This window comes from Neomegalonema sp., assembly GCF_028688855.1.
GTDB lineage: Bacteria > Pseudomonadota > Alphaproteobacteria > Rhodobacterales > Rhodobacteraceae > Neomegalonema.
In genome coordinates this window covers 13,698-28,093 of record NZ_JAQTXI010000019.1, presented here as the reverse complement: position 1 = coordinate 28,093, position 14,396 = coordinate 13,698, and the positions used below count along the sequence as shown (strand labels likewise).

16 protein-coding genes and 2 tRNA genes are annotated in these 14,396 nt (G+C 70.6%); 4 read left to right on the top strand and 14 right to left on the bottom strand.

Features of this window, described 5'->3' with window-relative positions; translation table 11 throughout:
- Window positions 1-66 precede the first annotated feature (66 nt).
- The 5 genes from PHN62_RS13530 to hemC all read right to left on the bottom strand — a co-directional run bounded on the left by PHN62_RS13530 (window position 67) and on the right by hemC (window position 5,573).
- Window positions 67-142, bottom strand: a tRNA-Thr gene (locus tag PHN62_RS13530).
- Window positions 143-313: 171 nt separating this feature from the next.
- The gene (locus tag PHN62_RS13525; protein ID WP_300151520.1) at window positions 314-1,816 is read right to left on the bottom strand and encodes a heme biosynthesis HemY N-terminal domain-containing protein; all 1,503 of its coding nucleotides are present in this window, start codon (window positions 1,814-1,816) and stop codon (window positions 314-316) included.
- A 40-nt stretch (window positions 1,817-1,856) separates the two neighbouring features.
- Entirely contained in the window at window positions 1,857-3,767 is a 1,911-nt protein-coding gene (locus tag PHN62_RS13520; RefSeq protein WP_300151518.1) for a hypothetical protein, read from the bottom strand.
- Between the two features lie 130 nt (window positions 3,768-3,897).
- The gene (locus PHN62_RS13515) at window positions 3,898-4,617 is read right to left on the bottom strand and encodes a uroporphyrinogen-III synthase (RefSeq protein WP_300151516.1); all 720 of its coding nucleotides are present in this window, start codon (window positions 4,615-4,617) and stop codon (window positions 3,898-3,900) included.
- A 17-nt stretch (window positions 4,618-4,634) separates the two neighbouring features.
- A complete protein-coding gene (hemC, locus tag PHN62_RS13510; protein WP_300151514.1) occupies window positions 4,635-5,573 on the bottom strand; it encodes a hydroxymethylbilane synthase in 939 nt (312 codons plus the stop codon).
- Window positions 5,574-5,696: 123 nt separating this feature from the next.
- On the opposite strand from hemC, the gene tsaD reads away from it, so the two are divergent.
- Both tsaD and PHN62_RS13500 read left to right on the top strand, forming a co-directional pair.
- The gene (gene tsaD / locus PHN62_RS13505; protein ID WP_300151512.1) at window positions 5,697-6,818 is read left to right on the top strand and encodes a tRNA (adenosine(37)-N6)-threonylcarbamoyltransferase complex transferase subunit TsaD; all 1,122 of its coding nucleotides are present in this window, start codon (window positions 5,697-5,699) and stop codon (window positions 6,816-6,818) included.
- A gap of 56 nt (window positions 6,819-6,874) precedes the next feature.
- Entirely contained in the window at window positions 6,875-7,147 is a 273-nt protein-coding gene (locus PHN62_RS13500; RefSeq protein WP_300151510.1) for a YciI family protein, read from the top strand.
- A gap of 96 nt (window positions 7,148-7,243) precedes the next feature.
- Here the strand turns inward: PHN62_RS13500 and PHN62_RS13495 are convergent, their stop codons facing one another.
- A complete protein-coding gene (locus PHN62_RS13495; protein WP_300151508.1) occupies window positions 7,244-7,756 on the bottom strand; it encodes an H-type lectin domain-containing protein in 513 nt (170 codons plus the stop codon).
- A 269-nt stretch (window positions 7,757-8,025) separates the two neighbouring features.
- On the opposite strand from PHN62_RS13495, the gene PHN62_RS13490 reads away from it, so the two are divergent.
- Together PHN62_RS13490 and PHN62_RS13485 are read left to right on the top strand one after the other, a co-directional pair.
- Window positions 8,026-8,442, top strand: coding sequence for an Hsp20 family protein (locus tag PHN62_RS13490; RefSeq protein WP_300151506.1), 417 nt, complete (start codon window positions 8,026-8,028; stop codon window positions 8,440-8,442).
- 47 nt (window positions 8,443-8,489) lie between these two features.
- On the top strand, window positions 8,490-8,741 hold the full coding sequence (locus PHN62_RS13485; RefSeq protein WP_300151504.1) for a DUF1150 family protein: 252 nt from the start codon (window positions 8,490-8,492) through the stop codon (window positions 8,739-8,741).
- A gap of 394 nt (window positions 8,742-9,135) precedes the next feature.
- Here the strand turns inward: PHN62_RS13485 and PHN62_RS13480 are convergent, their stop codons facing one another.
- From PHN62_RS13480 to PHN62_RS13445, 8 genes are all read right to left on the bottom strand, one after another.
- Window positions 9,136-9,456: a 2Fe-2S iron-sulfur cluster-binding protein gene (locus PHN62_RS13480; protein WP_300151502.1), complete on the bottom strand. Its 321-nt coding sequence runs from the start codon at window positions 9,454-9,456 to the stop codon at window positions 9,136-9,138.
- Between the two features lie 158 nt (window positions 9,457-9,614).
- Window positions 9,615-10,706: a LacI family DNA-binding transcriptional regulator gene (locus PHN62_RS13475; protein WP_300151500.1), complete on the bottom strand. Its 1,092-nt coding sequence runs from the start codon at window positions 10,704-10,706 to the stop codon at window positions 9,615-9,617.
- 122 nt (window positions 10,707-10,828) lie between these two features.
- Window positions 10,829-11,122: a hypothetical protein gene (locus PHN62_RS13470; RefSeq protein WP_300151498.1), complete on the bottom strand. Its 294-nt coding sequence runs from the start codon at window positions 11,120-11,122 to the stop codon at window positions 10,829-10,831.
- A 73-nt stretch (window positions 11,123-11,195) separates the two neighbouring features.
- A complete protein-coding gene (locus PHN62_RS13465) occupies window positions 11,196-12,293 on the bottom strand; it encodes a 2'-deoxycytidine 5'-triphosphate deaminase (protein WP_300151496.1) in 1,098 nt (365 codons plus the stop codon).
- Between the two features lie 146 nt (window positions 12,294-12,439).
- Window positions 12,440-12,516: transfer RNA gene (locus PHN62_RS13460), tRNA-Pro, on the bottom strand.
- A gap of 381 nt (window positions 12,517-12,897) precedes the next feature.
- Window positions 12,898-13,581 (bottom strand): MerR family transcriptional regulator, encoded by a 684-nt coding sequence (locus tag PHN62_RS13455; protein ID WP_300151494.1) that lies wholly within the window; start codon window positions 13,579-13,581, stop codon window positions 12,898-12,900.
- Window positions 13,556-13,864: an integration host factor subunit alpha gene (gene ihfA / locus PHN62_RS13450; protein WP_300151492.1), complete on the bottom strand. Its 309-nt coding sequence runs from the start codon at window positions 13,862-13,864 to the stop codon at window positions 13,556-13,558. The genes PHN62_RS13455 and ihfA overlap by 26 nt, the downstream gene beginning before the upstream one ends.
- 108 nt (window positions 13,865-13,972) lie before the next feature.
- On the bottom strand, window positions 13,973-14,396 hold a 424-nt coding region (locus PHN62_RS13445), incomplete at its 5' end, for a 3-oxoacyl-[acyl-carrier-protein] synthase III C-terminal domain-containing protein (protein WP_300151490.1).

Here is a 14,396-nt window from a genome sequence, read left to right as displayed (position 1 = left end):
CCATGCGAGGCCGCGCCTCCGACATCCTCCGAAGGCGCGCGACGATCCGGAACTTCAGGGGAGATCTGGTGCCGCAGAAGGGACTCGAACCCCCGACCCCATCATTACGAATGACGTGCTCTACCAGCTGAGCTACTGCGGCGCGGGGCGGACCATAGGGGCAGCCCGCACGTCGCGCAAGCGAAAAAACGCAGGTTCGCCGAGCTCCCGTCCTCCGGCGACGCAATCGGCGCAGACCTCCCCGAAAGACGAAGGGGAGCGGCCTGGAACCGCTCCCCTCCTCGGGTTTCAGATCTCTGCGGAGCGCCCGGCCTCAGGCCGGTCTGGCCTCCGGGCCCTCCGCTTTCGGCGGCACCGGCACCAGCTCGCTCCCGGGCGCCGGACGCGGCGGCGGAGCAGCCGGAGCCTCCACGCCGGGCCCCGGTCGGGCGGAGGCCGCGCGAGGCCCGCCCTCCAGCAGAGGCGCCATCGCCGCCGCCAGAGCATGGCCGTCCGCCACCGGCGCAGCCGGAGGCCAGGTCCAGTGGAAGCTGTCGAAGCTTCCGCATTGCGGGCAGCAGCAGACCCAGCGCGGCGCCGTCAGACCGCAGGACTCGCAGGTCCAGGCTGCGCGCGGCGCCTGAACCGCCCGAGCCAGCCATTGCCGCAATTCGGTCTCGGAAGCGCCCTCGGCCCGGGCCACGGCCCCCATCAGCGCGAAGACCCGCGCCCCGGGATGATTGACCTCCATGCCCGCCAGAGCCTTGCGCGCGGCCGCCGCGTCGCCCGCCGAGAGCGCCAGCTCCGCCGACAGCAGCCGCGATTCCGGATGATCCGCATAGCTCTTGATCAGCCGCTGAAGGCGCTTGCGGCGCGTGTCGGGCGGATCGTCCGGCGCGAGGGCCGCATAGGCCTCCGCGAGGTCCGGATGCGGAGATTGCGCCCAGGCCGCCTCGATGTGGCGCGCGGCCTCGGTCTTCTCCTTCTCGCCGCCGTCGGCCAGCAGCCGCGCCGCCAGAACCGCCGCCGGAGACAGCCCCGGCGCGATCTTCAGAGCCGCGCGGGATTCCTCCAGCGCGCGCGTCCTGTCGCCCGCGAGATCGGCCTCGATGGCCTCGGCCAGATGCAGCGCCGCCTCGCGACGCTTGCCCACCGCCTTCGGGACGGCGCCCGCAAGGATGCTCGCCGCGAGGCTCTGGCGCGCCTCGCCCCATTCATGAGCCGCAACCTGGGTGTCGAAGGCCGCCGAAAGCACCGCCGGATCGCGCGGACGCAGCTCCACCGCGCGGCGCGTCAGCTGAAGCGCCTTCGCCGTGTCGCCCGAAGCCGCCGCCTGAGCCGTCAGGCCCCGCAGACCCGCGAGCTCGGTGCCGGGGGCCTCCAGCATGGCTTCGTAATATTGCCGGGCCTCGTCGGCGTTGCCGGCGAGGGTCTGGGCCCGCGCCTGCACCAGACGCGCGAGGCTGCGGTCCTTGCGGTGATGCAGCAGCTTTTCGGCCTTGCGCGCCTCGTGGAGCGCCGATTTCGCGTCGCCGACCTCCATGGCCGCGAGGCCGCGCGTCACGGCCTCGACGCCCCGGGCCTCGCGCTGACGCTCCAGCGCCCTGGCCGCCAGGCTCGGCGCGAAGAACACCAGCCGCAGAAGCCGGATCAGCATGTAGAAGCCGATCCCCCCGAGCAGAAGCCCGAGGATCAGCAAAGGCGCCTGGACGTCGACGATCCGGTCCCCGACCGTGATCGAGGCGGCGCTCACGTTCTTGCGGATCCAGAGATATCCCCAGCCCGCCGCTCCGGCGAGCGCGAAGATCAGAAGGATGCGGAAAATAAGGCGAGGCATGGCGGCTTCTTCCCTGAGGAATGAGGAGCGGAGCGGCTGGTCATTGAGCGCCGGGCGCGATCAGCAGGTTCTGGCGCAGGCGTCCGAGGCTCTGCTCGACGTTGCGCCGCGCCTGGGCGCCCTGCAGCCATGAGGCCATGCCCTCACGCGGGGCGGCCTGCAGGAGATCCAGCTCCGTCAGGGCGCTGGCGAGGTCGCCTTCGCCCAGCCGCACGCGGGCGCGGGCCAGAATCGAGGCCGTGTCCACTCCGGTCGATTCGGCGGTCTTGCGCACCGAAACCAGAGAGGAGAAGGCGCCCGTCAGCTTGTCGCCGAGGGCCTCGGCTTCGCGGGCGCGGGCGGCCTGCTCGGCGGCGAGCGCCGCGCGTTCGGCGGCGTCGTAGCCGGAGAGCAGCGTGGCCATGGTCGGCACGCCCGTCCGCGCGTAGATCGCCAGAGCCGGGTCGGGCTCCACGCCGGAGAGGCGCTGGAGATTGGCCAGCTGCGTCGCGAAGGGCGCCGAGCCCGAAGCGACGCTCGCCAGATCGGCGGCGGCCACCGCGGCGGCGGCCTCCACCCGGACCGCGTTGGCCGAGGCGGATTCGGACTCCACCTTGTCGAAGCGGGCGGCCAGGGCGTCGAGATCCTCGCGCGAGGCCAGGGCCTCCAGATCCGTGCGGCTGGCGAAGCCGAAGCCTTCGAGATCGGCGGCGGAGAGGGCGGGCGCCGCAGGAGCTTCGGGCTCGGGCGCTTCGGCGGCGGCCTCCTGACGGGCGGCCAGTTCGTCCAGACGGGCGCTCAGGGCGGCCAGCTCCTCGGGCGAGACCGAAGGCCGCGCGCCGACCGAAGCTTCGGCGGCCTCGGCGCGGGCGCGGGCTTCGGCGATCTCGCCCTGAAGCTCGGTCCGCAGGGCGGCGCCGTCGAAATTCCCGAAGCGCGTTTCGAGCCGCTGGATCCCCGCGAGGGCGGCGGCGGCGTCGGAGGCCGCGCGCAGGCTTTCGGCGCTCGGCGCGGCGGGAGTCTCCTCGCCGCCGCCGTTGGCGAGGGCCGCGGCGATCTGGCCGGTCAGCGACTCCAGACGGGCTTCGAGGGCGCCGATGCGGGAATCGGCCTCGGCGGGGAGCCTCGGCTCCGCGAGGGCGGCGAGCTTCTCGTCCACCGCGCTGGCGCGCGCGGCTCCGGATTCGCCGAGCTGCGCGAGGCGCGATTCGATCTCGCCGAGCTGCGCGGTCGTCTCCTCGGAGGGACGGGCGGGCGCGGCGGCGGCCTCGTTGACGCTGCGGACCACGGCGGCCTGCTGCTCGGAGAGCGCCGAAAGGGCCGTCTCCAGAGAGTCGAGGCGCTCGGTCAGGGCGGCGATTCGCGGCCCGGCCTCGTCGGTCCTGGGCAGGCCCGCCACGGAGCCCTCCAGCGCGCCGAGCCCGCCCGCCATGGCCTCGACCCGCGCGTCCAGGGCGTCGACGCGTCCGGCGGCCTCGTTGAGGGCGTTGGTCTGCTGGTCGAAGAGCGCGACGCGCTGGCCGAGATCATTTACCTTGCGCTCGGTCTCGGCGGCGCCGGTGAGCTTCGGTCCGACCCAGAAGGCCAGCAGCGCGCCCGCCACGAGGGCGCCGACCGCCGTCAGGGCGGTCTTCATCCCGCCGCCCGAGGAGCCGCCCGAAGACGGCGGCGGCGCGGAGGAGGAGGAAGGCGAAGAGCTGGAGGAGGCGCCGCCCGAGGCGGTGGTGGAGGTCACGGGCTTCTCCGTCATGGTTTTCCCGGGGGTGGGCTTGCCGGACGCGGTCTTTTCGGGCGCGGAGTCCCGGGGCGTCGGCGCTTCGGACGGCTGAGGAGGCGGAGCGGCGGGCTTCGCGGCCTCTGCGGCGGCTGCGGAGGCGGCTTCGGTGACCCGATAGACCCCGTCCTGACCGATGGACACGTCCTTGAAGGCTTCGTCTGTCGGCTTTTTGGGTTTGCCTTTGGGATCGGCCATGATTCACGCTCCGGTTGACGTCCGACTCTCATAGGGTGAACGCGCCTGCAGGGCGCGCATCAACCTAGACCAGCGCGGGCCTCGGGCCAAGATTTTTGCGCTTTCGGAGAGGGTCCGGAGGCGGAGGGGCTCAGCCGAGCGCCGCCAGAACTCCGAGCATGTGGGCCTCGTCCGGACGGGCGGCGCGGAGAACTCCGCGAAAGCCCAATCCTTCCAAGGGCTCCGCCGCCGCCGCGCTGATCGTCGCGGCGAAGATCCCCTCCAGCGCCGCAGGCTCGGGCCGCAGGGCCGCGAAGGCGCGGGCGGCGCTCGGGGCGTGGAAAAGCGCCGCCCGGAGGCCCTCGGCGCGCAGGGCCGATTCAGGAAGGCGCGTCAGGGGCAGGGTCCGGTAGAGCGGAATCCGGATCAGCCGCAGCCCGAAGCCCGCCAGATCCCCCGCCAGATCTCCCGCAGGCGCCTCGGCGCCGAAATGCAGCGCCGGACCCGCCTCGGGACGCAGCCGCGCCGCCAGATGCAGCGCGAGGCTCCGGACGTCGCCGCCGCCCTCCTCGACCTGCGCGAAGCCCGCCGCCCGCGCCGCCGAGGCCGTCGCCGCGCCCACCGCGTGCACGGGGCGTCCGCGAAAGCCGCTCAGGGCCGCGAAGCGCCGCAGGCCCTCCGCGCTGGTGAAGATCAGCGCCTGAGCCGCCGCCGGATCCAGCGCGCCCGAGGTCAGGCCCGGATCGGGCAGAGCCTCCATGCGGGTGAGCGGGACATGGATCCCCTCCCAGCCGAGGGCCTTCAGACGCCGAAGGCTGCGCGCGGCGGCGGCGCCTTCCGGGCGCGTGAGCAGGACGACGCGGCGGCTCATGAGAGTCTCATGGAGGATCAATGCGCGAAGAAATCCGGCCCGCCATGGGCCTTGAGGATCTCGCCCGCCCGGCGGCCCATGGCCTCGCCTTCGGAGGCGGCGCCCTCCAGCATGACGTGATGGCGGATCCGCCCGTCGGGAGTCAGGATCTCGCCCTCGAAGCGCAGGCGCTCGCGGCCCTCCTCGCCCTCGACCCGCGCCAGCCCCGCCAGAGGCGTCCGGCAGGAGCCGTCCAGCGCCGCGAGGAAGGCCCGCTCGGCGGCGACCTCAAGCCCCGTGCGGCGGCAATGCAGCGCGCGCATCAGCTCCGCGAGTCCGGAATCCCCGGCGCGGATCTGGAGCCCCAGAGCCCCTTGCGCCACGGCGGGCAGCATCCCTTCGACGGGCCCCCGCGCCACATGCCCGAGCCCCAGACGGTTCAGCCCCGCCATGGCCAGATAGGTGGCGTCGGCGGCGCCTTCCTCCAGACGCTTCAGCCGCGTCTGGACGTTGCCCCGCAGCAGCGCCACCTTGAGATCGGGCCTCAGACGCAGCGTCTGGGCCTGACGGCGCAGCGAGGCCGTGCCGACCGTCGCGCCCGGCGGAAGCTCCCTGAGGCTGGCGGCCTTCATCGAGACGAAGGCGTCCTGGACGTCCTCGCGCGGCGGATGGGCCGCGAAGACCAGGCCCGCAGGAGTCTCGGTGGGCGCGTCCTTCATGCTGTGGACCGCGATGTCCGCGCGACGCTCCAGAAGGGCCTCCTCGATCTCCTTGGTGAAGAGCCCCTTGCCGCCCGCCGCGTTCAGCGCCCGATCCTGGATGCGGTCTCCGGCGGTGGTCAGCGGCAGGATCGTCACCAGCTCCGCCGGGACTCCCGCCTGCTCGCGCAGGCGCCGCGCCGTCTCCTCGGCCTGAGCCATGGCGAGCGGGCTGGCGCGCGTGGCCAGAACAAGCGGACGGGTCCAGAGGGCGGTCATGGGCGGGCCTTCGACAAGATCATGGAGTCCGGAGATGCGGCGGGGGCTTTCCTCACGCCTTGCGCCGCTCTATCAGAGGCGGGGAGGCCTGACAATGAAAGGCCTGACAGGAAAGGACCGGCCATGGCGCGCGCCCCTGGCGTTCTGGAGCCCATCACCGTTCTGGGGATCGAATCCAGCTGCGACGAGACCGCCGCCGCTCTGGTGCGGGGCGTCGTCCCGGAGGCGGGCGCGCCTCGGGCCGGGATCCTCTCCAGCGTGGTCTACGACCAGATGGACCTGCATGCGCTCTATGGCGGCGTGGTGCCCGAGATCGCCGCCCGCGCCCACGCCGAGAAGATCGACCGCGCCGTCGAGGAGGCCTTGCGCAAGGCGGGCCTCACGCTGAACGAGGTCGACGCTCTGGCCGTGACCGCCGGGCCGGGACTGATCGGCGGGCTGATCGCCGGAGTCCTCGCGGCTCAGGGGATGGCGCTCGGGGCGGGCAAGCCTCTGGTGGCGGTGAACCACCTCGAGGGCCACGCCCTGACGGCGCGTCTGACGGATGGAGCGGCCTATCCCTATCTCTCGCTGCTGGCGTCGGGCGGACATTGCCTCCTCGGGATCGTGGATGGCCCGGGCGCCTTCACGCGGCTGGGGGCCAGCCTCGACGACGCCCCCGGCGAGGCCTTCGACAAGACCGCCAAGATGCTGGGGCTCGGGCATCCGGGGGGGCCCGCCGTCGAGCGCGCGGCGCAATCGGGCGATCCGGCGCGCTTTCCCATGCCGAGGCCGCTGATCGGGCGCCCCGGCTGCGACTTCTCCTTTTCGGGGCTCAAGACCGCGGCGCGCATGGCCCGCGATTCCCTCGGCGCCGCTCCGACGGAGCAGGACAAGGCCGATCTCTGCGCCGCCTTCCAGAGCGCCGCCGCCGAGCACCTCGCGCGCCAGAGCGCCAGAGCCATGCGTCTTTTCGTCCAGCGCCGACCGGAGGCGACGCCTGCTCTGGCGGTTTCGGGCGGCGTGGCGGCCAACGGCGCGGTGAGGGCTGCCCTCGCCGAGGCCTGCGCCGTTCAGGGCTTCGCCTTTCACGCGGCGCCGCTGAGCCTCTGCGGCGACAACGGCGCGATGATCGCCTGGGCCGGACTTGAGCGTCTGGCGGCGGGTTTTCCGGCGTCTCTGACGGCGCGGCCCCGCGCCCGCTGGCCTCTCGACGAGACGGCGGCGCCTCTGGTGGGCGCCGGACGCAAGGGCGCCAAGGCCTGACTCTTCACAACCCGGCGGGCCTTTCCGGACCCGCCTCATCTTCTGGAGGAAACCCCATGCTCTACGCGGTGATCTGCAAGGACAAACCCGATTCCGGCGCTCTGCGCGACGCCACCCGCCCGACCCATCTGAAATATCTCGAAGCGGGCGGCCCGGTCTTTTCGGGCCCGATGCTGGGCGAGGACGAGAAGACTCCCATCGGCAGCCTGCTGATCGTGGAGGCCCCCGACCGCGCCGCCATCGAGGCCTGGGCCGCCAACGACCCCTACGCCAAGGCGGGCCTCTTCGCCACGGTCGAGATCCGTCCCTTCCGCAAGGTCATCGGCTGAGGCCTCGTCAGGATCGGGCCTGCGGGCCTGAAGCGGGCCGGAGCCTTCCCCCCAGACGGCGGGAGGGCTCCGGAGCCTGAGACGCGGCGCGCCGGATCAATCCGGCTGCGACGGCTTCTCCGGAGGCTCATCCTCCAGAAAGGCGAACCATGACCCATTCGCATACCAGAGAGCTGTGTCGCAATAAGTTGTAAAACTATAGGTGAATCCTTCTTCATCTACCGTCGAGATGTAAAGATCCAACCGATGCCATGGGCTTGATCCACCTTCGCCAATGGCAAATTTGGTGACGCCGGAAACCACTTTGGGCGTCCTGACGAAAGGCTGCGAGAAGGTCACGCGTTTATTCACAATTCCTCTATGCTCGCCGGCGCAGTTGCTGGTGTCGAGCAATTCCGGAAATTGATCCTTGTGGATCAACAGATCCCCGCCTTCGAAGCGCCGCTCCTCCAAGGCCGCGACTTTCGCCTCAAGCGCCTGCAGACGCTGAATGAGGCCGGCCCCCGCCACTTGCGCCATGGAGGACGCGCTCCCTGAAACGACCGTCAAAACTCCCAGCAAAACCGACGCGCGCGCAGAATTCGGAAAACCTCGCTTCGTCAGACGCATGATCGACCTCCCTCATTCGACAATGGAGTCGCGTGGAGTCTAAACGACCGCAAAAGAGAGGTCTATGATCTACACATCCATAAGGATTGCAAAAAGCGCTTCTCCGGCGGCGGCTCGTCCCTCTTCGCTCTCCGCCAACCGCAAACATGAGAGGCCCCCGCGCTTTCCCCTTGAAAGGATGAGACCGCCCCCCACATGATCCCTGCAGGGCGCCGCTCACGGGCCCTGCGATAAAGTCGCTTGCATCAAGGGCTTTGAAAGGACTCGCAATGACGCGCACGACCTTCGCCCTCCATCCGTTCATGCTCGGCTTCGAGCAGGTCGAGCGGCTGGTGGAGCGGGCCGCGAAATCCGGTTCGGACGGATATCCTCCGTTCAACATCGAGCAGACCGGCCCCAGATCCTACAGAGTGACCCTCGCGGTGGCCGGGTTCTCGCGCGAGAACCTCAACATCACCATCGAGGACAACGAACTCGTCGTGCGGGGAAGACAGGAGGAGAACGCGGAGCCCCGCGTCTTCCTGCATCGCGGCATCGCCGCCCGCCAGTTCCAGCGCAACTTCGTGCTGGCGGAAGGCGTCGAAGTCGCGGGCGCGAGCCTGATGGACGGACTCTTGCATATCGACCTTGCGAAGTCCGAGCCCGAGACCGTCGTCCGCACCGTGCCCATCGCGGGCGGAGACTGACGCGGCCGCCTCCTGAAGAGGGAGCCGCATTGGAAAGGAGAATCGCCATGGCCAAGTTCGATCGCGAGAGCGTCCTTCCCGAGGCCGATCCGGAGGAGGCGCTGGCCGCCCAGCCTCTGGCCTATGTGCGCGAGATCCGCGCCGACGAGATCGGCCGTTTCGGCGCTCTGCCCCCGGGCGTGACCCATCTCTACGCCGTGCATGATGAAAACGGCCGTCGGCTGGCGGTCTTCGACGACCGCGCCGCAGCCTTCGCCATCGCCCGGCAGAACAGCTTCGCGCCCGTCAGCGCGCATTGAGCCTCCCGCGGGGGCGGCCGCTCGCCGCAGCCGCGAACCGGCGGGACAGGATCGCAGGCCCTCGCGAAGGGCCCTTCCGTCGCGGATCCCGGCCGGAGCCTCCGGCTCCGGACGCCGCGACGGGCCGAACCCCACTCAGAACCGCCCTTCCCCTCGGGAAGGGCGGTTTTTCATGAGCGCGGCGAGATCGCGGAAGCGCCTTCCGGCGCCCTCAGCGCCTGCGCCCCTGCGGAAGCTGGCGGCGCCGCTGCGGCCCGCGACTCCTTTCGCGTCTTTTTCTGAGAATTCCCAGGGGGTTGGACGGATTTTCGCAAGGATTCGTTCACCATGCGCAAGAAGCGGGCCTCCTGCGGCGGCGCTCCAGGCGACCTGAATCCGGAGAATTGCGACGGCCTCAGATCTGGCGTTCCGGCGTGCGCACGACCAGTCCGTCCAGCTCGGCGGTGATCCGGATCTGACAGGAAAGCCGCGAGGTCGGGCCGGGCTCGAAGGCGAAGTCGAGCATGTCCTGCTCCAGCGGATCCATGGGCGGCAGACGCTCCGCCCAATCCTCCGCGACGTGGACATGGCAGGTCGAGCAGGCGCAGGCGCCGCCGCAATCGGCGTCGATCCCGGGCACGTCGTTGCGGATCGCCGCCTCCATCACGCTCAGGCCCGCCTGAGCCTCGACTTCACGGGCGGTCCCCTCGGAATCGAGGAACGTGATCTTCGGCATGACGGACTCCTGAACGCATCTGGCGCGAGGCTGGAGCGTCTTCGGACCGGGCCGGATCCTCGAACGCTTCAGGTTTCGAATGGGGCGCGCAATTCATCCGGATCGCGCTTCCGGCCCGCTTTAGCCCATCGCGCAGCGACGCGCCAGAGCCTGCGCCTTCAACTCCGGGCGGGGCCCGTCGAGGCCCTCAGCACGAGATCCAGCGGCAGGATCTCCTGAAGCCTCTCGATGGGCGCGCCCTCCAGCCGGGCGCTGAGCAGCTCCACCGCCCGACGCCCCGCGTCGCGGATCGAGGCGCTGGTGGCCGTCAGGGGCGGATCGAAGAATTCGCCCCGCAGATAGGGCGTGCGGTCGTCATGGGCGATCACCGAGAAATCCCGCGGCGCCTCGAGTCCGGCTTCGCGCGCGGCCCGCATCAGCCCCAGAGCCAGAAACACGCTGGAGACCAGAAAGGCCGTCGGCCTTTCGGCGGGCGCCCGCTGGAAACAGAGCCTGCCCGCCCGATAGCCCTCCTCCTCGGTCATGTTCACATGGAACACGAAGGGCGGCGCGATCCGCAGACCCCGCGCCTCCAGAGCCCCGAGCGCCCCCGTCCGGCGCTCGACGGCGAATTGCGCCTCGGCCTTGCCGTTGATCAGCGCGAAGCGTCGATGCCCGAGGTCGGTCAGCAGACGCGCCGCCCGGGCGAAGGCGTCGCGGTTGTCGATGTCGCACCAGGCGTGGGCTCCCGCGCCCTGGGTGCGGCCGTGCAGCACGAAGGGGATCTCCTGAGCGGCCAGCTCCTTCACCCGCAGATCGCGCAGAAGGGGCGAGGAGACCACGAAGCCGTCCACGCTGCGTTCGCTGGCGGCGCGGCGATAGGCGCCGATCTCGTCGGCGCGCTGGGCGGGGATCAGGGTGATCTCCATCTGAGCCTCGGCGGCGGCCTCGCCCAGGCCCGCGAGGAACTCGATGTAGAGCGGATCATGCAGCGCGGTGGCCTCGGCGGGAAAGACCAGCCCCATGGCCCCCACCCGCCCCTGAGCCAGACGCCGGGCGTTGCGGTCGGGGCGATAGCCGTAGAGCCGCGCCGCCTCCGAGACCCGCTGACGCGTGGCGGCGCTGACCTCCGGAAAGCCGTTGAGCGCCCGGCTGACGGTGGTCGGCGAGAGATTCAGACGCCGGGAGAGATCCTTCAGACTGATCCGCTCCTGACGCCAGATTCCCTCCTCCTGCGCGGCGGCTGCGGATTCCAGATCGCTGTCGGTCATGAGGGGAGCGGACCTTCTCGGGAGAACCTGTCGGCGCGCGAAGGCGCGAAGCTTCATCTTGCCGAAAACCCGCGACAGGCGCAAGGGCGCGGGGAATCAGGCGAATCGTCAGAAAGCCGCAGTCAGAGGCCCTGAGCCTGATCCAGCCGCCAGCGGGCGCAATCGAGATCGACCTTCGAGAATTCGCCGGGGAAGGCGACCACGGCGGCCTCCACGGACCAGTCCAGCAGGTTCAGCCGCCTGAGCTCCCTGAAGCCGCTCTGGATCTCGCCGGAGCGCACGAGCCGCGAGACCGTTTCGAGAGACCCCAGACGACCGCGCATCACGATGAAGGCGGTCGGATGATATCCGGCCTTCTTCGAACGCCGGATCGTCTCGTCGAGAAAGGCCTCCAGGGCCGCGCTCGCCTCCCGCATCTTCGTCCTCCTGCTCTCGCCGCAGGATAGAGCCCGCTCTCCGGAGCGCAAGCCCGAAGAGAGACCGCAGGCTCTAGGCGAACTGCTTCGCGAGCTTCAGCCCCTGCCCCTGATAATGCGAGCCCACGCCTCCGGCGCCGTAAAGCTTGTCGGGGCGGGCGAGCATCCGCTCGTAGACCAGACGCCCCATGTCCTGCCCGTGCTCCAGCACGAAGGGGATCTCGTGGCAACGGACTTCGAGGACCGCCCGCGCCCCCTCGCCGCCCGCCTCGGCGCAGCCGAATCCGGGATCGAAGAAGCCCGCGTAATGCACCCGGAATTCGCCCACCCCCGCCGAGAAGGGCGTCATCTCGGCGGCGCAGTCGGGGGGCGTGCGCAGGTTCTCCCGCGAGGCCAGGATGTAGAAGGCGCCAGGATCCAGAATCAGACGCCCCGCGGACTCCGCCGGCAGAGGCTCCCAGAAATCGCGGGCGGCGTATCCCCCCGTCTTCTCCAGATCGATCAGCCCCGTATGGCGACGGGCCCGCCAGCCCGCCACATCCGAGCCCGCCGGACGCAGGTCCACGCTGAAGGCCCGCCCCTGACGCGCGTCGCCGCGGCCCTCGGGATCGAGCGCCTGGGCCTCGGCTTCGGTCAGCCGGGAATCGCCGCGCCGCAGGCGGATCTGGTTCAGCCGCGCCCCCGAACGCGCAAGGACGCTGAAGCTCCTCGGCGAGATCTCGGCGAAGAGCGGCCCGGCGTAGCCTTCCGGCGTGCGGTCGAATTCGGCGGCGCCGTCGGCGATGAGCCGCACGAAGAGGTCAAGCCTTCCGCTGGTGCTCTTGGCGTTGGCGGCGGCGGAGACGTCGGGCGGCAAGGCCAGGGATTCCGCCAGCTCGCAGAGATAGACGCAACCCCGCTCGAAGACGGCGCCTTCGGTCAGATCCATCTCGTGCATGGCGAAGTCGGGCAGGCGCGCGGCGACCGTCGCCGCGGCGGCGGAGGCGCCGGCGAGGCCCGCGCCCGGCAGGAAGCTCGCGCGCAGACGCCAGGCGCGCCGCCCGAGCCGCAGATCGAGGCTGGCGGGCTGGATCTGCGCCTCGGAGACGGGACGCTCCGCCCGGATCGCCCCTTCGGAGATGAGACGCCGCAGATGTTGAGAGGGCAGAACCCCCGTCCGGTCGCCGTTCATCTTCGTCTCTCCTCACGGAGCCGCGCGGCGCCTTCGTCGGGCGCGGCTCGCGACGCCTTCATGCCGGTCTTCGGACGTGAAAGGGGCGGTCTGAAAACGAAGACGCCGCCGGCCGAGGTCTCGGCGGGCGGCGTCTCGTATGTCGGTGGTCGGGCCGGCGAGATTCGAACTCACGACCTCTTGCGCCCCATGCAAGCGCGCTACCAGGCTGCGCCACGGCCCGACACGGGGCGGGTTATAACCGCCTCTTCGCAGGAGCGCAAATGCGAAAACGCGTTTTCCGAAAGGATTTTCAGGTTTTTTCGCCGCAGGCCTCCAGACGGAGGCCAGGCTCGGGCCTCGTCGCCTGCGAAAGGCCGGGACGCCCGCCGTCACGCAGGAATCGCGGGAGGCTTCGGCGACCCCATGTCCCATCAGTTCGGGACTGCGCGTCCGGCTCGCCGCGGCCCCGGGGATCTCCGGAACGCCCCCTCCGCTGACCCTGCATGGGCCTTGCGCCGCAGGAGCGCCGGGCCCGACATGAAAAATCCGGACCGCGCCTGTCCCGCGCGATCCGGATCCGGTCGTTTGTCGTTCCGCGTCGCGCCTGGCGCGAGGCCCGGCTTCAGACGTCGCGCCGACGCGCCTCCAGACGGGCGAGGAGCTCGCGGGCCTCCTCGGCGGCCTTGAGGGCGGCCTCCAGACGCGCGCGCAGCTCCGCCGAAGCCCGCTCGATCTCGCGGGCCTCCGGCGAGGCGCTGGAAGGCCGGAAGGCCGAAGCCGGAGCAGGCTCGGGCGCAGGCCCCTGAGGAACCACCCCGCCGAGCGAAGCCGAATCCAGATCGAAGTCGTCCTCGAAGAGCGCCGCGCCGGAATCCTCGGGCGCGGAATCTCCGGCGACGGGATCCAGTCCGAAGGCCTCCGGCTCGCCGAAGCCCTCGACGGGATGAGCCTCCGCCACGCGCATCCTGGCGCGGCGTCCCTCCGGCTCGGCCCCGAGCGCCATGGCCGCCGCCACGCCCTGCTCGTTCAGCAGCTTCTGCGCGCCCTTGATGGAATAGCGCTCCACATGGAGCATCCGCCGCACGCCGCGCAGCAGAGCCACGTCGTCGGGGCGATAATACCGGCGTCCGCCGCCCCGCTTCACGGGCTTGATCTGGGGGAACTTGGTCTCCCAGAAGCGCAGGACATGCGCGGCCACGCCCAGCTCCTCGGCCACTTCGCCGATGGTGCGGAAAGCCAGATCCGATTTGGCCGGCGAGTCGACCCGCCGGACTCCGGCTTCACGCCGCTCCGTCGAGGCCTTCATTCATCCGGTCCTTAAGCACATGGGAGGGGCGGAAGGCGAGAACCCGGCGCGGATCGATGGGCGCTTCTTCGCCCGTCTTGGGGTTGCGCCCGACGCGGCCCCGCTTCTCGCGCACCTCGAAGGTTCCGAAGGAGGAGATCTTGACCTTCTCGCCGCGCGCCAGCGCCTCGGCGATCTGTTCGAGGATCGCCTCGACGAGATCCGCGGATTCCGCGCGGGACAATCCCAACTCCCGATAGACCGCCTCACTGAGGTCGGCCCGCGTCACGGTTCGCGAAGCCATGGCTTTCGTTCTCCCTCCCTTGGTCCCTCTGAGGGGCCAGATTTGACCGCCCTCCGGGCAAAGTCAATCTCAAAGGCTTGGAGAGTCTTGAAAATCCCGCGCAAGCGCTCACCAGCGCAGCAAGGCCGCGCCCCAGGAGAGTCCTCCGCCCATGGCCTCCAGCAGCAGGAGATCGCCCTTGCGGATCCGGCCGTTCCTCACGCCCCAGTCCAGAGCCAGCGGCACCGAGGCCGCCGAAGTGTTGCCATGCTCCGAAACCGTGAGAATCACCTTGTCCATGCTGGCGCCGATGCGGCGGGCGGTGCTGTCGATGATGCGCGAATTCGCCTGATGCGGGACGATCCAGTCCACGTCCTCGCCCTTGAGGCCGTGGCGCGCGAGCAGATCCTCGCCCACCGAGGACAGCTTCTCGACGGCGTGGCGGAAGACCTCGCGGCCCTTCATGCGCAGATGCCCCGTGCTTTGCGTGCTGGAGACTCCGCCGTCCACGTAGAGGATGTCGTAGAAAGCCCCGTCCGAGCGCAGGAGCGTG

What these genes read in the sequence shown, in the direction of transcription:
- PHN62_RS13495 (WP_300151508.1), bottom strand. Translation starts at nt 7,756, where the DNA reads ATGCGTCTGACGAAGCGAGGTTTTCCGAATTCTGCGCGCGCGTCGGTT.
- PHN62_RS13485 (WP_300151504.1), top strand. Translation starts at nt 8,490, where the DNA reads ATGGCCAAGTTCGATCGCGAGAGCGTCCTTCCCGAGGCCGATCCGGAG.
- PHN62_RS13500 (WP_300151510.1), top strand. Translation starts at nt 6,875, where the DNA reads ATGCTCTACGCGGTGATCTGCAAGGACAAACCCGATTCCGGCGCTCTG.
- PHN62_RS13455 (WP_300151494.1), bottom strand. Translation starts at nt 13,581, where the DNA reads ATGAAGGCCTCGACGGAGCGGCGTGAAGCCGGAGTCCGGCGGGTCGAC.
- PHN62_RS13515 (WP_300151516.1), bottom strand. Translation starts at nt 4,617, where the DNA reads ATGAGCCGCCGCGTCGTCCTGCTCACGCGCCCGGAAGGCGCCGCCGCC.
- PHN62_RS13525 (WP_300151520.1), bottom strand. Translation starts at nt 1,816, where the DNA reads ATGCCTCGCCTTATTTTCCGCATCCTTCTGATCTTCGCGCTCGCCGGA.
- PHN62_RS13480 (WP_300151502.1), bottom strand. Translation starts at nt 9,456, where the DNA reads ATGCCGAAGATCACGTTCCTCGATTCCGAGGGGACCGCCCGTGAAGTC.
- PHN62_RS13470 (WP_300151498.1), bottom strand. Translation starts at nt 11,122, where the DNA reads ATGCGGGAGGCGAGCGCGGCCCTGGAGGCCTTTCTCGACGAGACGATC.
- ihfA (WP_300151492.1), bottom strand. Translation starts at nt 13,864, where the DNA reads ATGGCTTCGCGAACCGTGACGCGGGCCGACCTCAGTGAGGCGGTCTAT.
- PHN62_RS13490 (WP_300151506.1), top strand. Translation starts at nt 8,026, where the DNA reads ATGACGCGCACGACCTTCGCCCTCCATCCGTTCATGCTCGGCTTCGAG.
- tsaD (WP_300151512.1), top strand. Translation starts at nt 5,697, where the DNA reads ATGGCGCGCGCCCCTGGCGTTCTGGAGCCCATCACCGTTCTGGGGATC.
- PHN62_RS13520 (WP_300151518.1), bottom strand. Translation starts at nt 3,767, where the DNA reads ATGGCCGATCCCAAAGGCAAACCCAAAAAGCCGACAGACGAAGCCTTC.
- PHN62_RS13465 (WP_300151496.1), bottom strand. Translation starts at nt 12,293, where the DNA reads ATGAACGGCGACCGGACGGGGGTTCTGCCCTCTCAACATCTGCGGCGT.
- hemC (WP_300151514.1), bottom strand. Translation starts at nt 5,573, where the DNA reads ATGACCGCCCTCTGGACCCGTCCGCTTGTTCTGGCCACGCGCGCCAGC.
- PHN62_RS13475 (WP_300151500.1), bottom strand. Translation starts at nt 10,706, where the DNA reads ATGACCGACAGCGATCTGGAATCCGCAGCCGCCGCGCAGGAGGAGGGA.